This is a genomic window from Enterobacter huaxiensis (genome assembly GCF_003594935.2).
In the GTDB taxonomy this organism is placed as follows: Bacteria; Pseudomonadota; Gammaproteobacteria; order Enterobacterales; family Enterobacteriaceae; genus Enterobacter; species Enterobacter huaxiensis.
The window spans coordinates 1,319,858-1,338,251 of record NZ_CP043342.1 but is presented as its reverse complement, the minus strand read 5'-3'; the positions used below and the strand labels follow the sequence as shown (position 1 = coordinate 1,338,251).

Genomic DNA, 18,394 nt, shown 5'->3' with positions numbered 1-18,394 from the left:
AAGGATGCGAACATCCTTTGGCAATTGAGGAGATTAGTCGAGCTTAACGCCCAAACGGTGCGCAACGGCTTCGTACGCTTCAATCAGGCCACCCAGGCTCTGACGGAAACGGTCTTTGTCCATTTTATCCAGGGTTTCTTTATCCCACAGGCGGCTGCCGTCCGGGGAGAACTCATCGCCGAGCACCACTTCGCCTTTGAACAGGCCGAACTCCAGCTTGAAGTCGACGAGGATCAGGCCCGCGTCATCAAACAGTTTTTTCAGCACGTCGTTCGCTTTGTAGGTCAGCTCCTGCATGCGCGCCAGGTTCTCTTTGCTCACCCAGCCGAAGGTTTCGCAGTAGGATTCATTGACCATTGGATCATGCATCGCGTCGTTTTTCAGGAACAGGTCGAACAGAGGCGGGTTTAGCTCGATACCTTCTTCAATGCCCAGACGCTTCACCAGGGAGCCCGCGGCACGGTTACGCACAACGCACTCAACCGGAACCATATCCAGCTTTTTCACCAGACATTCCGTATCGGACAGCAATGCTTCCATTTGAGTCGGGATACCCGCTTCGGCCAGTTTGGTCATAATGAAGTGGTTGAACTTGTTGTTCACCATGCCTTTACGATCGAACTGCTCAATGCGTGCGCCATCCCCTGCTGACGTATCATTGCGGAACTCGAGCACCAACAGATCCGGGTTTTCGGTGCTGTATACGGTCTTCGCTTTGCCACGATACAACTCAGCTTGCTTCTGCATCTTCATTACTCCTGGTGTGATGATTTGTATTCAAAACTGGGGATATTATGCCACGCACACGTTTGCGTAGCACGAAAATAAAAAGGGCTGGATTAACCAGCCCTAGTATTTATTTGCTGAATGCCGCCTGGAAGACGGCGACCAGCGCATCGTTCTGCGCCTGAGTCAGCGTATGACCTTTCGGATCGATAAACTGCAGGCTACTGCGGTTATCGAGGTCACCTACCTGAATTTTGTAGTCACCGGAAGCCAGCTGTGGATCGCTTGCGCCCAGTTCCTGCCACGCGCTGTCAGACAGCGGCTTATAGGTGGCGGTGATGCTTCCCGTTGAACGCGTGCTGTCGGACACTTTCATGCCCACTTTTTCCAGCGTCGCCGGCAGGCGCTGCCAGGTCTGGTTAAACGGTGCACGCACCACCAGCATTGGCAAACCGGTGTCATCCGCGGCGCTCTGCACGTCGAAGGATGAGCCGCTGCGGTTCTGCGCAGCGTTAGCGGCGTCAGTGGCGTTCTTATCCAGGCCTGCTGCAATGACGTTCAGCAGCTCGGTGCTGTAACGCTGCATTGACGCGGCATCCGCAACCGGTTTACCCGCCTGCTCCAGGTTCAACAGCTTAACGGTAACCGCCTGCTGATAACCCTGTGGTTTAACGGAGACTTGATAACGACCACGGTACTGCTGATCTTCATCCAGACGGTTCCACTCGATCCAGTCCGTGGTTAAGGTCTGGCTGGCATCGTCGCGCTTATCAATCGTGTAGTTCTTCGACTGAATAACGCTCACCACCTGTGGCCACAGCGTGCTGTTACGCCCGTTTTCAACCATCAGAGACGCGGTATCGCCTGTAAACTGGGTACGCGCCCCGCTCACCAGCGCCAGCGGCTGAGCCGGTGGACGAATATCGAGCGCCTTCCCGACCAGGCCGCTGCCATTCGTGACGGGGATATTATAATCGCCGTTCTGAATCGGCAGGATCATGCCTGCGGGTGCGTGAAGTTCAGCAAGCGGTGTGGCATCCAGATAGGATTCATCACCGCTCACCTGGCGCTTGTAGCGCGAGTCTGAACTACAGGCAGCGAGCAGCATAACAAGCGAAACACTCGCAACCTTCGCCAGGCGCGACTTCTGTACTGAATAAGCCATCAAATCTCCCTAAACTCTACAGCAAACCGGCATGCTTCAGCGCGCCAGCAACGATGTCACGACCGTGGTCGGTAATCGGTGTCATTGGCAGGCGCAGCGTATCGGTCGCTACAAGTCCCAATTCCTTACAGGCCCATTTCACTGGGATCGGATTGGGTTCGACAAATAATTTATTGTGCAACGGCATCAGACGCTGATTAATCACGCGAGCGTCATCAAAGTGACCGGCCGCCGCCAGCTTGCACATTTCCGCCATATCGCGAGCCGCAACGTTCGCCGTTACGGAAATCACGCCATGACCACCGAGCTGCATAAAGTCCAGCGCGGTCGCGTCATCGCCACTCAGCAAGATAAAGTCGTCTGAAACCAGCTCTTTGATCTGATGAACGCGGCTTAAGTTCCCCGTTGCCTCTTTAATCGCGATAATATTTTTTACTTTCGAGAGACGGCCAACGGTTTCCGGCAGCATATCGCAACCGGTACGGGACGGCACATTATACAGAATTTGTGGCAAGTCAGTATGTTCAGCGATAGCTTTGAAATGCTGGAACAAACCTTCCTGAGTAGGACGGTTGTAATAAGGCGTGACCGTCAGACAGCCAACAATGCCGCTGTCGTTAAAACGTTGAGTGAGACTGATAGCTTCTGCGGTGGCGTTAGCGCCCGTTCCTGCGATGACCGGGATACGCCCGTCAGCCAGTTCAAGGGTCAGCATAACCACGTCGCCATGCTCTTCGTGGCTCAGCGTTGCAGATTCACCGGTAGTCCCTACCGAAACGATCGCCGAGGTTCCATTGGCGACATGGTAATCAATCAGCTTTTTCATGCTGGACCGGCAGACGTTACCTTTTTCATCCATCGGTGTAACAAGCGCGACAATACTTCCCGTGAACATGGGCCATCCTCTGTGCGAACAAGAGCCTCAATGTTACGTTTGGAACTGTAATAAAAGCAAGCGACCTGAGGCTCTCAGGCGGTTGTATGCATGTTTTTTTTATGCTTTCCTTAGGAAGACTTAACCAAGCAAAGGAAGAACAGGTTTGACAACCTCATCACAACATTACCTGGTTATCACAGCGCTGGGTGCTGACAGGCCGGGTATCGTGAACACCATCACCCGCCACGTAAGCAGCTGCGGCTGTAATATTGAAGACAGCCGTCTGGCTATGCTTGGCGATGAGTTCACGTTTATTATGCTGCTTTCCGGGACATGGAATGCCATTACGCTTATCGAATCTACCCTGCCGCTGAAGGGCGCGGAGCTGGATTTGTTGATTGTGATGAAGCGCACCATCGCGCGTCCGCGTCCGGCACTGCCTTCCACCGTCTGGGTACAGGTTGAAGTGCCTGACTCCCCTCATCTGATTGAGCGGTTTACCGCGCTTTTTGACATGCATCAGATGAACATTGCTGAACTGGTTTCCCGTACGCAGCCGGGTGATGAGAGCGCAAACCCTACGCTGTTTATTCAGATCACCGCACACAGCCCTGCCTCGCAGGATGCATCAAAAATCGAGCAAGCGTTCAAAGCCCTCTGTACAGAATTACACGCGCAGGGCAGTATAAGCGTCGTCAATTATTCGCAGCACGAACAGGATGGAGTTGAGTAATGAACCCACTGAAAGCCGGTGACATCGCACCGAAATTTAGCTTACCGGATCAAGACGGCGAGCAAGTAAATTTGACCGACTTCCAGGGACAGCGTGTTCTGGTCTATTTCTACCCGAAAGCCATGACCCCAGGCTGTACCGTACAGGCCTGCGGTTTACGCGACAACATGGATGAGTTGAAAAAAGTCGGCGTTGAAGTGCTGGGTATCAGCACCGACAAGCCAGAAAAACTGTCACGTTTTGCCGAAAAAGAGATCCTGAACTTCACGCTGCTTTCCGACGAAGACCACCAGGTCTGCGAGCAGTTTGGCGTCTGGGGCGAGAAGACCTTTATGGGCAAAACCTACGACGGTATTCACCGCATCAGCTTCCTGATTGATGCTGACGGTAAAGTTGAGCACGTGTTTGATGATTTCAAAACCAGCAATCACCACGACGTGGTGTTGAAGTGGTTGAAAGAGAGTGCCTGATAAACAGCAAAGCGGCAACCCAGGTTGCCGCTTTTAGTGTTTTCCCCCTCTCCCCGTGGGAGAGGGCCGGGGTGAGGGCATCAGCCCGCGCTAAACCTACTTCTCTTCCACGGCTGGCACATCCGGCCATGCGTGCACCACCGCTTTAATCAGCGTCGCCAGCGGAATGGCAAAAAACACGCCCCAGAACCCCCAGAGCCCGCCAAAAATCACCACCGACAGGATAATGACCAGCGGATGCAGGTTCACCGCCTCCGAGAACAGCACCGGCACCAGCAGGTTACCGTCGAGCCCCTGAATGATCAGGTACACCGCGAAGCAGCTCCAGAACTCTGTCCCCAGCCCAAACTGGAACAGCGCGACGCCAACGACCGGGATGGTCACCACAAACGCGCCGATGTACGGAATAAGAACGGAGAATCCCACCAGCACCGCCAGCAGCAGCGAGTAGTTCAGGCCGAAGATGACGAAGCCAATCCACGTTGCTACGCCCACGACGATCATCTCAAGCACTTTGCCGCGAATGTAGTTGGTGATTTGCTGGTTCATCTCCTGCCAGACCTGCCCTGCCAGACCGCGGTTACGCGGCAGAATACGCCTGACGGCGTTCAGCATCTGATCTTTATCTTTGACCAGGAAGAACACCATTAGCGGCACGAGCACAAGATAGACCGCCAGCGTCAGCAGACCGACCAGCGAGGCCAGGGAGTATTTCACCACCGAGTCGCCCATCGTCATGATGCGGGCGCGCATATTTTCCGCCATTGCGTCAATGATCCCGGCGTCCATCAGGGCAGGATAACGACGCGGCAGCGTGGCGGCAAAATCAGAGAGCTTGTTCAGCATGCCCGGCATATCGCGGATCAGGTAGATCCCCTGCTGCCAGGCGACAGGCATCACCACAAAGGACATCAGCAGCAAAATACCGACAAACAGCACCAGCACGATGCTGGTTGCCCAGCGGCGGGAACAGCCTATATTTTCCAGGCGCGCCGTCGGCCACTCCAGCAGGTACGCCAGCACAATCGCCACCAGCAGCGGAGCCAGCAGGCCGCTAAAGAAGAACAGAATACCGAACCCGGCAACCAGAATGACCAACAAAGCAATGGCCTCAGGGTCGCTAAAACGACGCCGATACCACTGCATTAACATTTCGAGCATACAACCCTTCCCTGAATCGGTTGGCGGGAGTGAGACTGCGAATTGTATCGAACTGTCACAAAAAAGACTTTCCTTTTTGTATCACTGTAACGATTCGCAAAACCCTGATGAATGGGATTTTCTTCATGCCTTAACACGGCTACACTCGCAGGTCAGTGGAGATGAACGATATGCGGGTTCATCGGTCAAAATGACACATCCAAAATACAGGACAGTGGTTATGTTCAGGCAGTTGAGAAAAACGCTGGTTGCGACACTTATCGCCGCACTGACTGTCGGTCAGGCTGCACCCGTCTTCGCTGACTCGTCCGATACGTTGCCGGATATGGGTACCACAGCAGGAAGCACGCTCTCCATCGGTCAGGAGATGCAAATGGGTGATTACTACGTTCGCCAGCTGCGCGGCAGCGCGCCGCTGATTAACGACCCGCTGCTGGTGCAGTACATCAACGGCCTGGGAATGCGGCTGGTCGCGCACGCCGATTCGGTGAAAACCCCCTTCCACTTTTACCTAATCAATAACGACGAAATCAACGCCTTCGCCTTCTTCGGCGGTAACGTGGTGCTGCATTCGGCGCTGTTCCGCTATTCCGATAACGAAAGCCAGCTGGCGTCGGTGATGGCGCACGAAATTTCGCACGTCACCCAGCGCCACCTGGCACGCGCAATGGAAGACCAGAAGCGTAACGCGCCGCTCACGTGGGTGGGCGCGCTGGGCTCCATCCTGCTGGCGATGGCCAGCCCGCAGGCTGGGATGGCGGCACTGACCGGTACGCTGGCGGGAACCCGCCAGGGGATGATCAGCTTTACTCAGCAAAACGAGCAGGAAGCGGATCGCATCGGGATACAGGTGCTGCAGCGCTCGGGCTTCGACCCGCAGGCCATGCCGAGCTTCCTGGAAAAACTGCTGGACCAGGCGCGCTACTCCTCGCGTCCGCCTGAAATTCTGCTGACTCACCCGCTGCCTGAAAGCCGCCTGTCAGACGCGCGCAACCGCGCCAACCAGATGCGTCCGGTGGTGGTGCAGTCCTCACAGGATTTCTACATGGCGAAGGTCAGAACGCTGGGTATGTACAACTCCGGGCGCAACCAGCTCACCAGCGACCTGCTGGACTCGCTGTCCAAAGGCAACGTGCGTGAGAAAAATGCGGCCCAGTACGGTCAGGCGCTGCAGGCAATGGAAGCCAGCAAATATGACGAGGCGCGCAGGGCGATCCAGCCCCTGCTGGCGGCCGATCCGAACAACGCGTGGTACCTCGATCTCTCAACCGATATCGATCTGGGTCAGAAAAAAACGACCGATGCCATTAACCGCCTGAAAGGGGCGAAAGATGTGCGAAATAACCCGGTGCTTCAGCTCAACCTGGCGAATGCTTACCTGCAGGGCGGGCAGCCGAAAGAAGCGGCAACCATCCTGAATCGCTACACCTTTAATAATAAAGACGATCAAAACGGCTGGGATCTGCTGGCGCAGACGGAAGCACAGCTCGGCAACCGCGATCAGGAGCTGGCGGCGCGAGCCGAAGGCTTTGCGCTGGTGGGCCGGCTCGATCAGGCTATTTCCCTCCTGAGCAGCGCCAGCTCGCAGGTCAAACTCGGCAGCCTGCAACAGGCGCGCTACGATGCGCGCATCGATCAGCTGCGCGGCCTGCAGCAGCGCTTTAAGCCGTACGAGAAGATGTGATAAGGAGAAGTCATGACAGACGCAGTAAAAATCTACCACAACCCTCGCTGTTCCAAGAGCCGCGATACCCTTAGCCTGCTGAAGTCTAACGGCGTGGATCCGGACGTGGTGCTGTACCTGGAAACGCCGCCGGATGCCCAGACCCTGCGCCAGCTTCTGCACATGCTGGGGATGGGAAGCGCGCGCGAGCTGATGCGCCAGAAAGAAGATCTCTATAAATCGCTCGCGCTGAATGACGCGCACCTGACGGAAGATGAGTTGATTCAGGCGATGGTCGAAAATCCAAAGCTGATCGAACGCCCGATTGTCGTCGCCAACGGCAAGGCGCGGATTGGTCGTCCGCCGGAAGACGTGCTCGAAATCCTCTAATCCCTTCGCCGCAGCGCCTCCAGAAAGGCCTGCGGCGTACTTTCCCCAAGCTTTTTCTGCGTCCTCCCCCGGTTGTAATATTCGCAAAGCTGAACCAGCAGCTCTGCGACGGGCTCGGTTTTCACGCGCGGGATAATGGCATGCAAGGGTACGGCGACCTGCACCGCGTTCTGTTTTTGTGAATGCATTTTCACGGCGATATCTCGCTCCGCCAGCACTACCTCAACACCAAAAGTCTCAACAGATTGGATATGCGCCGGGCACGCGTCGAGCAACTCCTGGGCCCAGAGGGTCACCCGCTGAGGCGAAAGCCCCGCATAAAGCCGGGCATAGCACCAGCCGCTCACCGGCTCACGCGCCCAGAGCAGGTGCTGCTCCCCGCCGTCGTCCATATGCAGTGACAAAGGCTGATGATGGAGCGTCAGCTGACGCGGCACAATACCGGCCTTGAGCGCCTTTTTTCCCTGCAATGAAGTCCCCTTCCGTTTCGCTGAGGCGGGTTTAAGGTAGCGGTTCAGCGTAGCCCGGGAAACGGCGATCCCCAGCACCTCATTCACCAGAAGCAGCAGCTCGTCCAGGGGGGCGCCCAGCGCTTCGCGCAGCGCATTGACCAGGGTTATCTGCTCTTGTCTCATCGCTTTGTGTATCACCTTCGGCGTCGTCTGGTTATCAGAAACCTGTTCACGATTGCGCCAGCGCCTGACGGTAGTCACCGAGATCCCAAGCTCAACGGCCAACTCCCTGTCGCTTTTATCAGACTGCTGAAGGTAGCGACGGATACGTGGCGTGGTGGTGGCATTGGCGTGCAGCTTAATTTCCATCGCAAGGCTCTCCGAAACCAATCTAGTGAGATTTATATAACATCAGCGAATGCTTTGTGACCGATTTCACCTTTCGCCCGCCACGCTTCACTGATAATCCTCAGACATAACATAAACAACACCACTCAATCTTGTACGGAGTTCACAATGAACAATGTTCTGGGATTTCTTGAAGCAAAACTGATGCCGCTGGCGGCCAAAACGGCCCAGCAGCGTCATCTGGGTGCCATTCGGGGCGCCTACGTTTCATTCATGCCGTTTATCATCGTCGGCTCTATTCTGCTGGTGATCTCGTCGTTCCCGAATCAGGCCTATCAGCAGTTTATGTCTCAGGCCTTTGGTGAAAGCTGGAGCGCCATTATCGAAATTCCGTTTAACGCGGTCTTCTCGACCATGTCGTTGTTCATCAGTTTCCTGGTGGCGTTCCGCCTGGCGGAGCACTACGGGGAAGACCGCATCTCCTGCGGCATTCTTTCGCTGGTCGCCTTTTTAATCCTCACGCCGTTTATTAAGGTGGCGGAAAACGGCGGCATTACCGTAATGCCGGTGGAGTGGATTGGCAGCAAAGGGCTGTTCGTGGCGATGATTGGTTCCCTGCTGTGGACGGAGCTGTTCTGCTGGCTCAAGCGCAAAAAGCTGGTAATCAAAATGCCGGACGGCGTGCCGCCGGCGGTGCAGGAGTCGTTCGCCGCGCTGATCCCGGCCCTGCTGGTGATGATTCTGGTGCTGGGGATCCGCATCGTGTTTGAAAACACCCACTACAGCACCATCCACCAGTTTATTTACGAAGTGGTCGCCACGCCGGTGCGCCACTACGGCACCTCATACTTTGGCTCGCTGATGACGGTATTCAGCATCACCATTCTGTGGTCAGTGGGCATTAACTCCGGCTCAATGATTAACGGCATTATTCGTCCGCTGTGGATGGAAAACCAGACCGACAACATCGCCGCCATTCAGGCCGGGACGACGCCGCCGCATATTATCACCGAACAGTTTTTTGACATGATCTGGATGGGCGGCGCGGGGGCCACGCTGTCGCTGGTGATTGCGATGCTGATTTTCGCCCGCAGTAAAAACATGCGCGAAGTGGCGCGCCTCGGCGCGGGCGCGTCGGTGTTCAACATCAACGAGCCGATTCTGTTTGGCCTGCCGGTGATCATGAACCCGATCATGCTCATTCCGTTCAACCTGGTGCCGCTGGTGCTGGTCACCGTGCAGTACGCGGCGATGAAAATTGGCGCGGTTGCCGTCACCACCGGCGTGTTCATTCCGTGGACGCTGCCGCCGGTGATCAGCGGCTTTATCGTCACCGGACACCTGAGCGGCAGCGTCATGCAGCTTCTCAACCTGCTGATCGGCGCCATGCTGTACCTGCCTTTCATGCGTATCCTGGACAAACAGTACCGCGCGGCGGAGATGGCCAGCGTTACGCAAACCGACACCACCCTTGCAAAACAGGAGTAAAGCATGTGGGGAATTATCGCAACCTGGCGAATGGCGCTTGAAGGCGTAACGGAGTCTGCGTCCGCGCTGGCTGCGGGAAAACCGGTCGCGGCCGCGGTGGTAGATGCCGTAGCCAACGTCGAGGACTTTCCGTTCTATAAGTCCGTAGGCTACGGCGGGCTACCCACTGAAAACGGTGAGGTGGAGCTGGACGCGGCCTACATGGATGGCGACACGCTGGCCTTTGGCGCCGTGGGCAATCTGGTGGATATCGCCAACCCGGTACGCGTGGCGCATGCGCTCAGCCGCCAGCGCTACAACAGCCTGCTGGTAGGCCAGGGCGCGCGCGAGTGGGCGCTGAGCCAGGGCTTTGCCGAGAAAACCATGCTCACCGACCGCGCGATGCAGCACTATCGAAAACGCTGCCGGGAGACGCTGGATAAGGGCTTAAGCCCGTACGACGGGCACGATACCGTTGGGATTATCGGCCTTGATAAACAGGGGTCGATGAGCGTCGCCACCTCCACCAGCGGCCTGTTTATGAAAAAGCGCGGCCGCCTGGGTGATTCACCCATTATTGGGTCAGGATATTACTGCGACAGTGAGACCGGCGCCGCCACCGCCACGGGCGTCGGTGAAGACCTGATGAAGGGCTGCACCAGCTACGAAATCGTTCGCCGGATGGCGCAGGGCATGACGCCGCAGCAGGCGGCAGACTCCGTGGTGTTCGAACTGGAGGACAAGCTGATGTCGCGCTTCGGCCGCGTGGGCGATCTCTCCGTGGTGTGCATGAACAACAGGGGCGAGTTCGGCGCGGCAACCAACATTAAAACCTTCTCGTTCGTGGTCGCAACGGCCCGACAGCCGCTTACCGTTTTCCGCACCGAGCGCCAGCATGAGAAGACGCATTATCAGGCGGTGGACGATGAATGGATGCAGGCCTACGCCGCGCGGATCCGCGCGCCGATTGAGGAACAGTGATGATTACCTTTCAGTTTATTACCACACTTTCAGAGGCGGATCCGCAGAGTCATTTAATCGCACGTGCCGCCTGCGCTCTGCTGCCGGATTCGGCGCTTATCGCCGAAATGCGTGACGAGAAAAACGTTGCGGACACCCGCTTCGGCTGCGCGCCTTTTGCCCGCATCACGCTGCTGCCGGATGCGCTCTGGCAGGATAGCCTGACCGAAGGGCTGGTCACGGCGCTGCGTCCGCTTCTGGCCTCCCCCGTCAGCGCTGAGGTGGTGCTGGACGTGACTGATATCGACGATGTGGTGCTGGCGCAGGTGCTGCGTTTTCTCTTTAATCAGGCGCACCGGCTGAGCGATTTGCAGTTGAAGAAAACCAGTGACACGGTCCGTCTTGAGCGCATCACCGCGCTCTGCCAGCCCGAACAGCAGGACAGGCTGACAGCGCTCTTCCGCCAGCAGCAGGCCATCGCCCGGGGTATGGTCGCCGCGCGACGCCTGGCCGATACGCCGTCGGATCGCTGCACGCCGCAGTTCGTGGTGGAAGAAGCGCAAAAACTGTGTGCCGCCCTCCCTGCCCTGCGGTGTGAAGCGCTGGATGAAAAGCAGATCGTTGAGCAAGGCCTGGGGCTGCTGCACGCCGTCGGCAAAGGGGCGACCTGCCCGCCGCGTCTGCTGGCTATCCACTATGACGGCGTTTCTGACGGCCCGGTGCGCTGCTACGTCGGCAAAGGTATTACGTTCGATACCGGCGGCCTGTGGCTGAAGGAAGGCGCGGGCATGTACACCATGAAATATGACATGTGCGGCGCGGCAAACGTGCTGGGGCTGATGCTGACCGTGGCAGAACTGGGGCTTCCCGTTCGCATCATGGGCGTGCTGGCGCTGGCAGAAAACGCCATCGGGCCGGACGCCATGCAGCCCGGCACGGTGGCCACGGCCTGCAACGGCACCACGGTTGAAATCAACAACACCGATGCCGAAGGCCGGCTGGTGCTTGCAGACGCTCTCGCCTGGGCAAGCCAGCGCCACCCGCAGGCGCGCTATATCATTGATATGGCCACGTTAACCGGTGCGGTGGTGAAAGCGCTGGGGTATGAGCTGAGCGGGTTGATGACCCAGGATGAACCGCTGCGCGCGGCGCTGACGCTGGCGGGTAAGCAGAGTGGCGACGAGGTGTGGTCCCTGCCGCTGGATGCCCGTCTGAAGAAGCAGACCGACAGCGCCATTGCCGATCTGTGCAACACGCCGACGAACAATGCGGCAATTAGCGCCTCGGCGGCATGGCTGCTGCATCACTTCTGCCCGCCAACCATTCCGTGGGCGCATCTGGACATTAGCGGGACGGCACTGTGGCGTGAAAGCGGGCGAAGCGTGGCGTCGGGAAGGCCGATTCCGCTTTTGGTTGAGCATCTGATGGAAGATTGTTAAGCCCGGTGGCGCTGCGCTTACCGGGCCTACAAAGCGTGACGGGTTTTCGTAGGCCGGGTAAGGCGCAGCCGCCACCCGGCAAAACTAGAGCTTGAGAATGTCTTTCACAAACGGAATGGTTAGCTTGCGCTGCGCGGTAATAGACGCGCGATCGAGCTGATCGAGCGTGTCAAACAGCGTGCGCATTTCCCTGTCCAGGCGTTTAAGCAGGAACCGCCCCACGTCCTCCGGCAGCTCAAACCCACGCTGCTTAGCGCGCAGCTGAAGCGCCTGAAGTTTGTCTTCATCGGAGAGCGGCTGGAGCTTGTAGATTTGCCCCCAGTCGAGGCGTGAAGCCAAATCCGGCAACCCGAGGTTAAGCTGTCGCGGTGGGCGATCGCCGGTGATCAGCAACCGGGTTTTTCCCGATTCCAGAATGCGGTTATAGAGGTTAAAGATCGCCATTTCCCACGGCTCATCACCCGCCACGCATTCGATATTGTCGATGCAGACCAGCGAGAGATGTTCCATTCCCTCCAGCACTTCCGGTACAAACCAGGTACGTTTATCCAGCGGCACATAGCCTACCGCATCGCCCCGCGCTGAGAGTTCAGCACAGGCAGCATGCAGAAGATGGCTGCGTCCCGCACCTTCGCGTGACCAGATATAGATGTATCCGCTGTGATCCTGGCGCAGCACGTTTTGCAGTGCAGCCAGTAAAGAGGGGTTATCACCCGGCCAGAAACTCGCGAAAGTTTCGTCGTCAGGGAGATAGAGTGGCAGAGAGAGCTGTGCCGGTCCGTTCAGAAATACCTCAACCAGATATTACATAAAATCGGCAACGAGTTTAGCACGGAACCGGAAGGAGAGAAACGGGCGGATCATCCGCCCGTTATGAGGATCAATGCGACGCTTTTTCGCTGTCGTCAGCGTCCAGAATGTCTTCTTCAGGACGCAGAACGGAAATCAGCTTAAAGATCAGGCTCAGGCCTACACCGACGATGGTCGCCAGCGCCATGCCCTTCAGCTCTGCGGCACCGATGTGCACCTTCGCACCGCTCACGCCGATGATCAGGATTACGGAGGTCAGGATCAGGTTCTGCGCCTTGCTGTAATCCACTTTGGATTCGATCAGCACGCGAATACCGGAGGCACCGATCACCCCGTACAGCAGCAGAGATACGCCGCCCATCACCGGAACCGGGATGATCTGGATCGCCGCCGCCAGCTTGCCGACGCAGGAGAGCAGGATGGCAATGATGGCCGCCCCGCCGATAACCCAGGTGCTGTAGACGCGGGTGATGGCCATTACGCCGATGTTCTCACCGTAGGTGGTGTTTGGCGTGGAGCCGAAGAAGCCGGAGATAATAGTCGATAAGCCGTTGGCAAACATGGAGCGGTGCAGGCCCGGGTCGCGGATCAGGTCACGCTTAACGATATTCGCCGTGACCACCAGGTGGCCGACGTGTTCAGCAATTACCACCAGCGCGGCAGGCAGAATGGTGAAGATGGCAAACCACTCGAAGCGCGGGGTGTAGAAGGTTGGCAGCGCGAACCAGTGCGCTTCGGCAATCGGCGTGGTATCCACAACGCCCATGACGAAGGAGAGCGCGTAGCCCGCCAGCACGCCGATCAGGATCGGGATAATGGCCATGAAGCCGCGGAACAGCACGGAACCAAACACCGTCACGCCCAGCGTCACCAGCGAGATGATGATGGTTTTGGAGTCCGGTGACTGGCCTTCAGCCGGAAGCAGCCCGGCCATGTTCGCCGCAACGCCCGCCAGCTCCAGGCCGATAACGGCAACGATTGCGCCCATCGCCGCGGGCGGGAACATCACGTCCAGCCAGCCCGTACCGGCTTTTTTCACAATGAAGGAGACCAGGCAGAACAGCACGCCGCACATGATAAAGCCGCCGAGCGCGACCTCATAACCCAGCGGCAGCAGCAGCAGAACCGGCGAGATAAAGGCGAAGCTGGAACCCAGATACGCCGGGATTTTACCTTTACAGATGAACAGGTAAAGCAGCGTGCCGACCCCGTTGAACAGCAATACGGTAGCCGGGTTAATGTGAAACAGGATTGGCACCAGCACGGTTGCGCCAAACATGGCAAACAGGTGCTGCAAACTAAGCGGGATAGTCTGTAAAAGCGGCGGTCTTTCACTCACCCCGATAGCACGGCGCGTCATAGTGTTTTCCTTCAAGTTGGTGGTGGGTTGTGTTTTTATTCAAAAAAAAGCCGACTATCAAAGTCGGCTTCTTTATCGTTATTCGATTACTTCGTACCAAAAATCTTGTCGCCGGCATCGCCCAGCCCCGGGATGATGTACCCGTGCTCGTTCAGCCCCTGGTCAACAGACGCGGTATAGAGTTCAACGTCCGGGTGCGCTTTCTCCAGCGCAGCAATCCCTTCAGGAGCAGCAACCAGCACCAGCACTTTAATGCTGTTGCAGCCCGCGTTTTTCAGCAGGTCGATAGTGGCGATCATAGAGCCGCCGGTTGCCAGCATTGGGTCAACCACCAGCGCCATACGCTCGTCGATGTTAGAAACAAGCTTCTGGAAGTACGGGACCGGCTCGAGGGTCTCTTCGTTACGGTAGATACCGACCACGCTGATGCGCGCGCTTGGCACGTGCTCCAGCACGCCTTCCATCATGCCCAGACCCGCACGCAGGATTGGTACAACGGTAATTTTCTTACCTTTAATCTGCTCAACCTGCACCGGGCCGTTCCAGCCTTCGATGGTAACTTTTTCGGTTTCGAGGTCAGAGGTCGCTTCGTAGGTCAGCAGGCTGCCCACTTCAGAAGCCAGTTCGCGAAAACGTTTCGTGCTGATGTCATGCTCACGCATCAGGCCCAGCTTGTGTTTAACGAGTGGGTGTTTCACTTCCACAATCTTCATTCTCTTTCTCCTCTGAGGTGGCATCCGCAAAAAAATCGCGGGATTATACCGCTTTTTTCATATTAGGCCATACCCATGTTGCTTGACGTGCATCAATCAAAAATGAAAAAGCCGGAGGCTGGGCTCCGGCTTGGGTGCGGGATTCTGCCGGGTGGCGCTAACGCTTACCCGGCCTACGGGACGTGTAGGCCCGGTAAGCGCAGCGCCAGCGGGCAATTATAGCTGCTCTCCGTTGCTGGCAATCACCTTCTGATACCACTCAAACGATTTCTTTTTGCTGCGGTTCAGCGTGCCGTTCCCCTCGTTGTCTTTATCGACAAAGATAAAGCCGTAGCGTTTTTTCATCTCGCCGGTTCCGGCGGACACCAGGTCGATACAGCCCCACGGGGTATAGCCCATCAGGTCAACGCCGTCTTCCACCACCGCTTTTTTCATCTCGCTGATGTGCGCGGCGAGGTAATCAATACGGTACTGGTCATTCACCGTGCCGTCGCTCTCCTGCACGTCGATGGCGCCGAAGCCGTTCTCAACGATGAACAGCGGCAGCTGATAGTGATCCCAGAACCAGTTGAGGGAGTAGCGCAGCCCCACCGGGTCAATCTGCCAGCCCCAGTCGGATTTCTGCACGTATGGATTCGACACCAGGCTCTTGCTTTCGTCGTAGTCCAGCTGCGGGTTGTCCGGCGTCGCTTTGGTGACGAAGGACATGTAATAGCTGAAGCCGATGTAATCCACGCAGCCCTGCGCCAGCGCCGCTTTATCTTCTTCGGTGATATCCAGCGCGAACCCACGACGTTCAAAGTAGTTGAGCAGGTGCTGCGGGTACTTACCGCGCACGTGCACGTCGGTGAACCAGTAGCGACGGTGCATGGCGTTCATTGCCATCATCATGTCGTCCGGCGCGCAGGTCAGCGGATAGATTGGGCACATGGCAATCATGCAGCCGATATGCAGAGACGGGTTAATCTCGCGCCCCGCCTTCACCGCCAGGGCGCTGGCCACCAGCTCATAGTGCGCCGCCTGGAACATCACCGGCTCGCGGTCTTCACCCGGCTCGTACTTCAGCCCGGAGTTAGTAAAGGGCGCGAAGTCTTCGTGGAAGTTGGCCTGGTTGTTGATCTCGTTGAAGGTCATCCAGTACTTCACTTTATGCTGATAGCGCTGGAAAACCACTTTTGAGAAGCGGACGAAGAAGTCGATCAGCTTACGGTTGCGCCAGCCGCCGTATTCCGTGACCAGGTGGAAAGGCATCTCGAAGTGAGAAAGCGTAATCACCGGCTCGATGCCGTACTTCAGGCACTCGTCGAACAGGTCATCGTAAAATTTAAGGCCAGCCTCGTTCGGCTCCAGCTCGTCCCCTTTCGGGAAAATACGCGTCCAGGCGATAGAGGTCCTGAAGCATTTGAACCCCATCTCGGCAAAGAGTCGGATGTCTTCTTTATAGCGATGGTAGAAGTCGATGGCCTCATGGTTCGGGTAGTTTTTGCCCTGCAGCACGCCGTTGGTGATTTCACGCGGCACGCCGTGCGCGCCGGCAGTCATCACGTCGGCAACGCTAACGCCCTTTCCGCCCTCTTTCCAGCCGCCTTCGAGCTGGTGCGCCGCAACAGCACCGCCCCACAGAAAACCTTCTTTGAATCCTGACATTCGCTTTCCCCCATTCTGCGTTATTTTCTGCAAAAACAATTACAGAAACCGGTTTCATTACGATGATGTGCAAAGGGGCCGAGCGTTGCAAGCAGATCGCCGAAACCGGTTTCATTTTCGTGAACGGAGTCAAGTTTGGCGGCTTTCATCTACCACGACGAAAAAAAGATCCCCGCGCCGAGAATAGGCTCGCAAACGTTTGCCTGGACTGTTAGAATTGCGCCGATTTTTCTTACTAGCTATGCAATCGCGTGGGGATTTAAGCCGTGACCAACAAAACTTCTCTCAGCTACAAAGATGCCGGTGTTGATATTGACGCAGGTAATGCGCTGGTTGACCGAATCAAAGGTGTGGTGAAAAAAACCCGCCGCCCGGAAGTGATGGGTGGTCTGGGTGGCTTCGGCGCACTGTGCGCGCTGCCGCAAAAATATCGTGAACCTGTTCTGGTCTCGGGTACTGACGGTGTAGGCACCAAACTGCGCCTGGCGATGGATCTTAAGCGTCACGACACGATCGGTATCGATCTGGTGGCGATGTGCGTGAATGACCTGGTGGTCCAGGGCGCAGAGCCGCTGTTCTTCCTCGACTACTACGCGACCGGCAAGCTGGACGTGGACACTGCAGCCAGCGTGATCAACGGTATCGCCGAAGGCTGCCTGCAGTCCGGCTGTGCGCTGGTGGGCGGCGAAACCGCTGAAATGCCGGGCATGTACCACGGTGAAGATTATGACGTCGCAGGCTTCTGCGTCGGCGTGGTAGAAAAATCAGAAATTATCGACGGCAGCAAAGTGGCTGACGGCGATGTGCTGGTTGCGCTGGCCTCCAGCGGCCCGCACTCCAACGGCTACTCACTGGTGCGTAAAATCCTCGAAGTGAGCGGCTGTGATCCGCAGACCACTGAGCTGGACGGCAAACCGCTGGCCGATCACCTGCTGGCACCTACCCGCATCTACGTGAAAAACATTCTGGAGCTGATCGAGAACGTTGACGTTCACGCTATTGCCCACCTGACCGGCGGCGGCTTCTGGGAAAATATCCCGCGCGTGCTGCCGGACAACACCCAGGCGGTGATCGACGAATCTTCATGGCAGTGGCCGTCCGTCTTTAACTGGCTGCAGACCGCCGGGAACGTGAGCTCTCATGAAATGTACCGCACCTTTAACTGCGGCGTGGGCATGCTGATTGCGCTGCCAGCAGACGAAGCGGACAAAGCAGTTAAGTTCCTGAATGAAAAAGGTGAAAACGCGTGGAAAATCGGTACGATTAAAGCATCCGATTCCGAAGAGCGTGTGGTCATCGAATGAAAAACATCGTGGTGCTCATTTCCGGCAGCGGAAGCAATTTGCAGGCAATCATAGACGCCTGCGAACAGAAGAAAATCAGCGGCACCATTCGGGCAGTATTCAGCAACAAGGCCGACGCGTTCGGCCTTGAGCGTGCGCGGGAAGCGAATATCCCCGCGCACGCGCTGGAAGCCAGCCAGTTCGCAGGGCGTGAAGCCTTTGACCGCGAGCTGGTGCAGGAGATTGATGCCTACGCGCCTGACGTTGTGGTGCTGGCGGGCTATATGCGTATTCTGAGCCCTGCCTTTGTGGAGCACTACGCCGGACGTCTGCTGAACATCCACCCTTCTCTTCTGCCAAAATACCCCGGCCTGCACACCCACCGTCAGGTGCTGGAAAACGGCGATGAAGAGCACGGCACCTCCGTGCATTTCGTTACCGACGAGCTCGACGGCGGTCCGGTTATTCTGCAGGCCAAAGTTCCGGTCTTTCACGGCGATAGCGAAGATGACGTAACCGAACGCGTGCAGGCCCAGGAACACGCCATTTACCCGCTGGTAGTCAGCTGGTTCGTCGACGGTCGCCTGGAAATGCGCGACGGCGCTGCCTGGCTGGACGGCGTTCAGCTTCCACCTCAGGGCTATGCGGCTGACGAGTAGTTTGTTTGAATTGCCCGGCGGCGCTTCGCTTGCGCGGGCCTACGGTTCCGTAGGTCGTGGTAAGCGCAGCG

At 57.1% G+C, this 18,394-nt stretch carries 18 protein-coding genes; 9 read left to right on the top strand and 9 right to left on the bottom strand.

What is annotated here, in order from left to right; genetic code table 11:
* Nucleotides 1-33 precede the first annotated feature (33 nt).
* The 3 genes from purC to dapA form a co-directional block, all read right to left on the bottom strand.
* Complete coding sequence (gene purC, locus D5067_RS06480; RefSeq protein ID WP_042320387.1) at nt 34-747, bottom strand: phosphoribosylaminoimidazolesuccinocarboxamide synthase; 714 nt, start codon at nt 745-747, stop codon at nt 34-36.
* 109 nt (nt 748-856) lie between these two features.
* Nucleotides 857-1,891 carry an outer membrane protein assembly factor BamC gene (bamC, locus tag D5067_RS06475; protein WP_119937407.1) on the bottom strand — a complete coding sequence of 345 codons (1,035 nt, stop codon included), beginning with the start codon at nt 1,889-1,891 and terminating at the stop codon, nt 857-859.
* Nucleotides 1,892-1,907: 16 nt separating this feature from the next.
* Nucleotides 1,908-2,786 (bottom strand): 4-hydroxy-tetrahydrodipicolinate synthase, encoded by an 879-nt coding sequence (dapA, locus tag D5067_RS06470; protein ID WP_119937408.1) that lies wholly within the window; start codon nt 2,784-2,786, stop codon nt 1,908-1,910.
* A 145-nt stretch (nt 2,787-2,931) separates the two neighbouring features.
* Here dapA and D5067_RS06465 point away from each other — a divergent pair, with 145 nt between their 5' ends.
* Nucleotides 2,932-3,501, top strand: a complete 570-nt coding sequence (locus D5067_RS06465; RefSeq protein WP_119937409.1) for a glycine cleavage system transcriptional repressor — start codon at nt 2,932-2,934, stop codon at nt 3,499-3,501.
* Nucleotides 3,501-3,971, top strand: a complete 471-nt coding sequence (gene bcp, locus D5067_RS06460) for a thioredoxin-dependent thiol peroxidase (RefSeq protein ID WP_119937410.1) — start codon at nt 3,501-3,503, stop codon at nt 3,969-3,971. The genes D5067_RS06465 and bcp overlap by 1 nt, the downstream gene beginning before the upstream one ends.
* Before the next feature lie 96 nt (nt 3,972-4,067).
* Here the strand turns inward: bcp and D5067_RS06455 are convergent, their stop codons facing one another.
* Nucleotides 4,068-5,132: an AI-2E family transporter gene (locus D5067_RS06455; protein ID WP_119937411.1), complete on the bottom strand. Its 1,065-nt coding sequence runs from the start codon at nt 5,130-5,132 to the stop codon at nt 4,068-4,070.
* A 220-nt stretch (nt 5,133-5,352) separates the two neighbouring features.
* Between D5067_RS06455 and bepA the strand changes: the two genes are divergently transcribed.
* Nucleotides 5,353-6,816 carry a beta-barrel assembly-enhancing protease gene (gene bepA / locus D5067_RS06450; protein ID WP_119937412.1) on the top strand — a complete coding sequence of 488 codons (1,464 nt, stop codon included), beginning with the start codon at nt 5,353-5,355 and terminating at the stop codon, nt 6,814-6,816.
* Between the two features lie 12 nt (nt 6,817-6,828).
* Nucleotides 6,829-7,185, top strand: a complete 357-nt coding sequence (gene arsC / locus D5067_RS06445; protein WP_119937413.1) for an arsenate reductase (glutaredoxin) — start codon at nt 6,829-6,831, stop codon at nt 7,183-7,185.
* Here the strand turns inward: arsC and D5067_RS06440 are convergent.
* Nucleotides 7,182-8,006 (bottom strand): XRE family transcriptional regulator, encoded by an 825-nt coding sequence (locus D5067_RS06440; RefSeq protein ID WP_119937414.1) that lies wholly within the window; start codon nt 8,004-8,006, stop codon nt 7,182-7,184. The two genes, arsC and D5067_RS06440, sit on opposite strands and share 4 nt — an antisense overlap.
* Before the next feature lie 147 nt (nt 8,007-8,153).
* Here D5067_RS06440 and celB point away from each other — a divergent pair, with 147 nt between their 5' ends.
* Genes celB through D5067_RS06425 form a run of 3 tightly spaced genes read left to right on the top strand, consistent with a single transcriptional unit; the run spans nt 8,154 to nt 11,851 of the window.
* Nucleotides 8,154-9,473, top strand: coding sequence for a PTS cellobiose transporter subunit IIC (gene celB, locus D5067_RS06435; RefSeq protein ID WP_119937415.1), 1,320 nt, complete (start codon nt 8,154-8,156; stop codon nt 9,471-9,473).
* A 3-nt stretch (nt 9,474-9,476) separates the two neighbouring features.
* The gene (locus tag D5067_RS06430; RefSeq protein WP_119937416.1) at nt 9,477-10,433 is read left to right on the top strand and encodes a glycosylasparaginase; all 957 of its coding nucleotides are present in this window, start codon (nt 9,477-9,479) and stop codon (nt 10,431-10,433) included.
* The gene (locus D5067_RS06425) at nt 10,433-11,851 is read left to right on the top strand and encodes a leucyl aminopeptidase family protein (RefSeq protein ID WP_119937417.1); all 1,419 of its coding nucleotides are present in this window, start codon (nt 10,433-10,435) and stop codon (nt 11,849-11,851) included. Before D5067_RS06430 ends, D5067_RS06425 begins: the two co-directional genes overlap by 1 nt.
* A gap of 84 nt (nt 11,852-11,935) precedes the next feature.
* On the opposite strand, the gene D5067_RS06420 is transcribed toward D5067_RS06425, so the two are convergent.
* From D5067_RS06420 to D5067_RS06405, 4 genes are all read right to left on the bottom strand, one after another.
* Nucleotides 11,936-12,637, bottom strand: a complete 702-nt coding sequence (locus D5067_RS06420) for a DnaA inactivator Hda (RefSeq protein WP_211438414.1) — start codon at nt 12,635-12,637, stop codon at nt 11,936-11,938.
* A gap of 94 nt (nt 12,638-12,731) precedes the next feature.
* Nucleotides 12,732-14,021: a uracil permease gene (uraA, locus tag D5067_RS06415; RefSeq protein WP_119937418.1), complete on the bottom strand. Its 1,290-nt coding sequence runs from the start codon at nt 14,019-14,021 to the stop codon at nt 12,732-12,734.
* 86 nt (nt 14,022-14,107) lie between these two features.
* Entirely contained in the window at nt 14,108-14,734 is a 627-nt protein-coding gene (gene upp, locus D5067_RS06410; protein WP_010433852.1) for a uracil phosphoribosyltransferase, read from the bottom strand.
* 216 nt (nt 14,735-14,950) lie between these two features.
* A complete protein-coding gene (locus D5067_RS06405; protein WP_119937419.1) occupies nt 14,951-16,381 on the bottom strand; it encodes a 6-phospho-beta-glucosidase in 1,431 nt (476 codons plus the stop codon).
* A gap of 266 nt (nt 16,382-16,647) precedes the next feature.
* Between D5067_RS06405 and purM the strand changes: the two genes are divergently transcribed.
* Together purM and purN are read left to right on the top strand one after the other, a co-directional pair.
* Nucleotides 16,648-17,685, top strand: coding sequence for a phosphoribosylformylglycinamidine cyclo-ligase (purM, locus tag D5067_RS06400; protein WP_119937420.1), 1,038 nt, complete (start codon nt 16,648-16,650; stop codon nt 17,683-17,685).
* Entirely contained in the window at nt 17,682-18,323 is a 642-nt protein-coding gene (gene purN, locus D5067_RS06395) for a phosphoribosylglycinamide formyltransferase (RefSeq protein ID WP_119937421.1), read from the top strand. The genes purM and purN overlap by 4 nt, the downstream gene beginning before the upstream one ends.
* The last annotated feature ends 71 nt before the right edge of the window (nt 18,324-18,394 follow it).

What these genes read in the sequence shown, in the direction of transcription:
- D5067_RS06440 (WP_119937414.1), bottom strand. Translation starts at nt 8,006, where the DNA reads ATGGAAATTAAGCTGCACGCCAATGCCACCACCACGCCACGTATCCGT.
- purN (WP_119937421.1), top strand. Translation starts at nt 17,682, where the DNA reads ATGAAAAACATCGTGGTGCTCATTTCCGGCAGCGGAAGCAATTTGCAG.
- D5067_RS06405 (WP_119937419.1), bottom strand. Translation starts at nt 16,381, where the DNA reads ATGTCAGGATTCAAAGAAGGTTTTCTGTGGGGCGGTGCTGTTGCGGCG.
- purC (WP_042320387.1), bottom strand. Translation starts at nt 747, where the DNA reads ATGCAGAAGCAAGCTGAGTTGTATCGTGGCAAAGCGAAGACCGTATAC.
- dapA (WP_119937408.1), bottom strand. Translation starts at nt 2,786, where the DNA reads ATGTTCACGGGAAGTATTGTCGCGCTTGTTACACCGATGGATGAAAAA.
- celB (WP_119937415.1), top strand. Translation starts at nt 8,154, where the DNA reads ATGAACAATGTTCTGGGATTTCTTGAAGCAAAACTGATGCCGCTGGCG.
- bcp (WP_119937410.1), top strand. Translation starts at nt 3,501, where the DNA reads ATGAACCCACTGAAAGCCGGTGACATCGCACCGAAATTTAGCTTACCG.
- D5067_RS06455 (WP_119937411.1), bottom strand. Translation starts at nt 5,132, where the DNA reads ATGCTCGAAATGTTAATGCAGTGGTATCGGCGTCGTTTTAGCGACCCT.
- bepA (WP_119937412.1), top strand. Translation starts at nt 5,353, where the DNA reads ATGTTCAGGCAGTTGAGAAAAACGCTGGTTGCGACACTTATCGCCGCA.
- bamC (WP_119937407.1), bottom strand. Translation starts at nt 1,891, where the DNA reads ATGGCTTATTCAGTACAGAAGTCGCGCCTGGCGAAGGTTGCGAGTGTT.
- upp (WP_010433852.1), bottom strand. Translation starts at nt 14,734, where the DNA reads ATGAAGATTGTGGAAGTGAAACACCCACTCGTTAAACACAAGCTGGGC.
- D5067_RS06425 (WP_119937417.1), top strand. Translation starts at nt 10,433, where the DNA reads ATGATTACCTTTCAGTTTATTACCACACTTTCAGAGGCGGATCCGCAG.
- arsC (WP_119937413.1), top strand. Translation starts at nt 6,829, where the DNA reads ATGACAGACGCAGTAAAAATCTACCACAACCCTCGCTGTTCCAAGAGC.
- uraA (WP_119937418.1), bottom strand. Translation starts at nt 14,021, where the DNA reads ATGACGCGCCGTGCTATCGGGGTGAGTGAAAGACCGCCGCTTTTACAG.
- D5067_RS06430 (WP_119937416.1), top strand. Translation starts at nt 9,477, where the DNA reads ATGTGGGGAATTATCGCAACCTGGCGAATGGCGCTTGAAGGCGTAACG.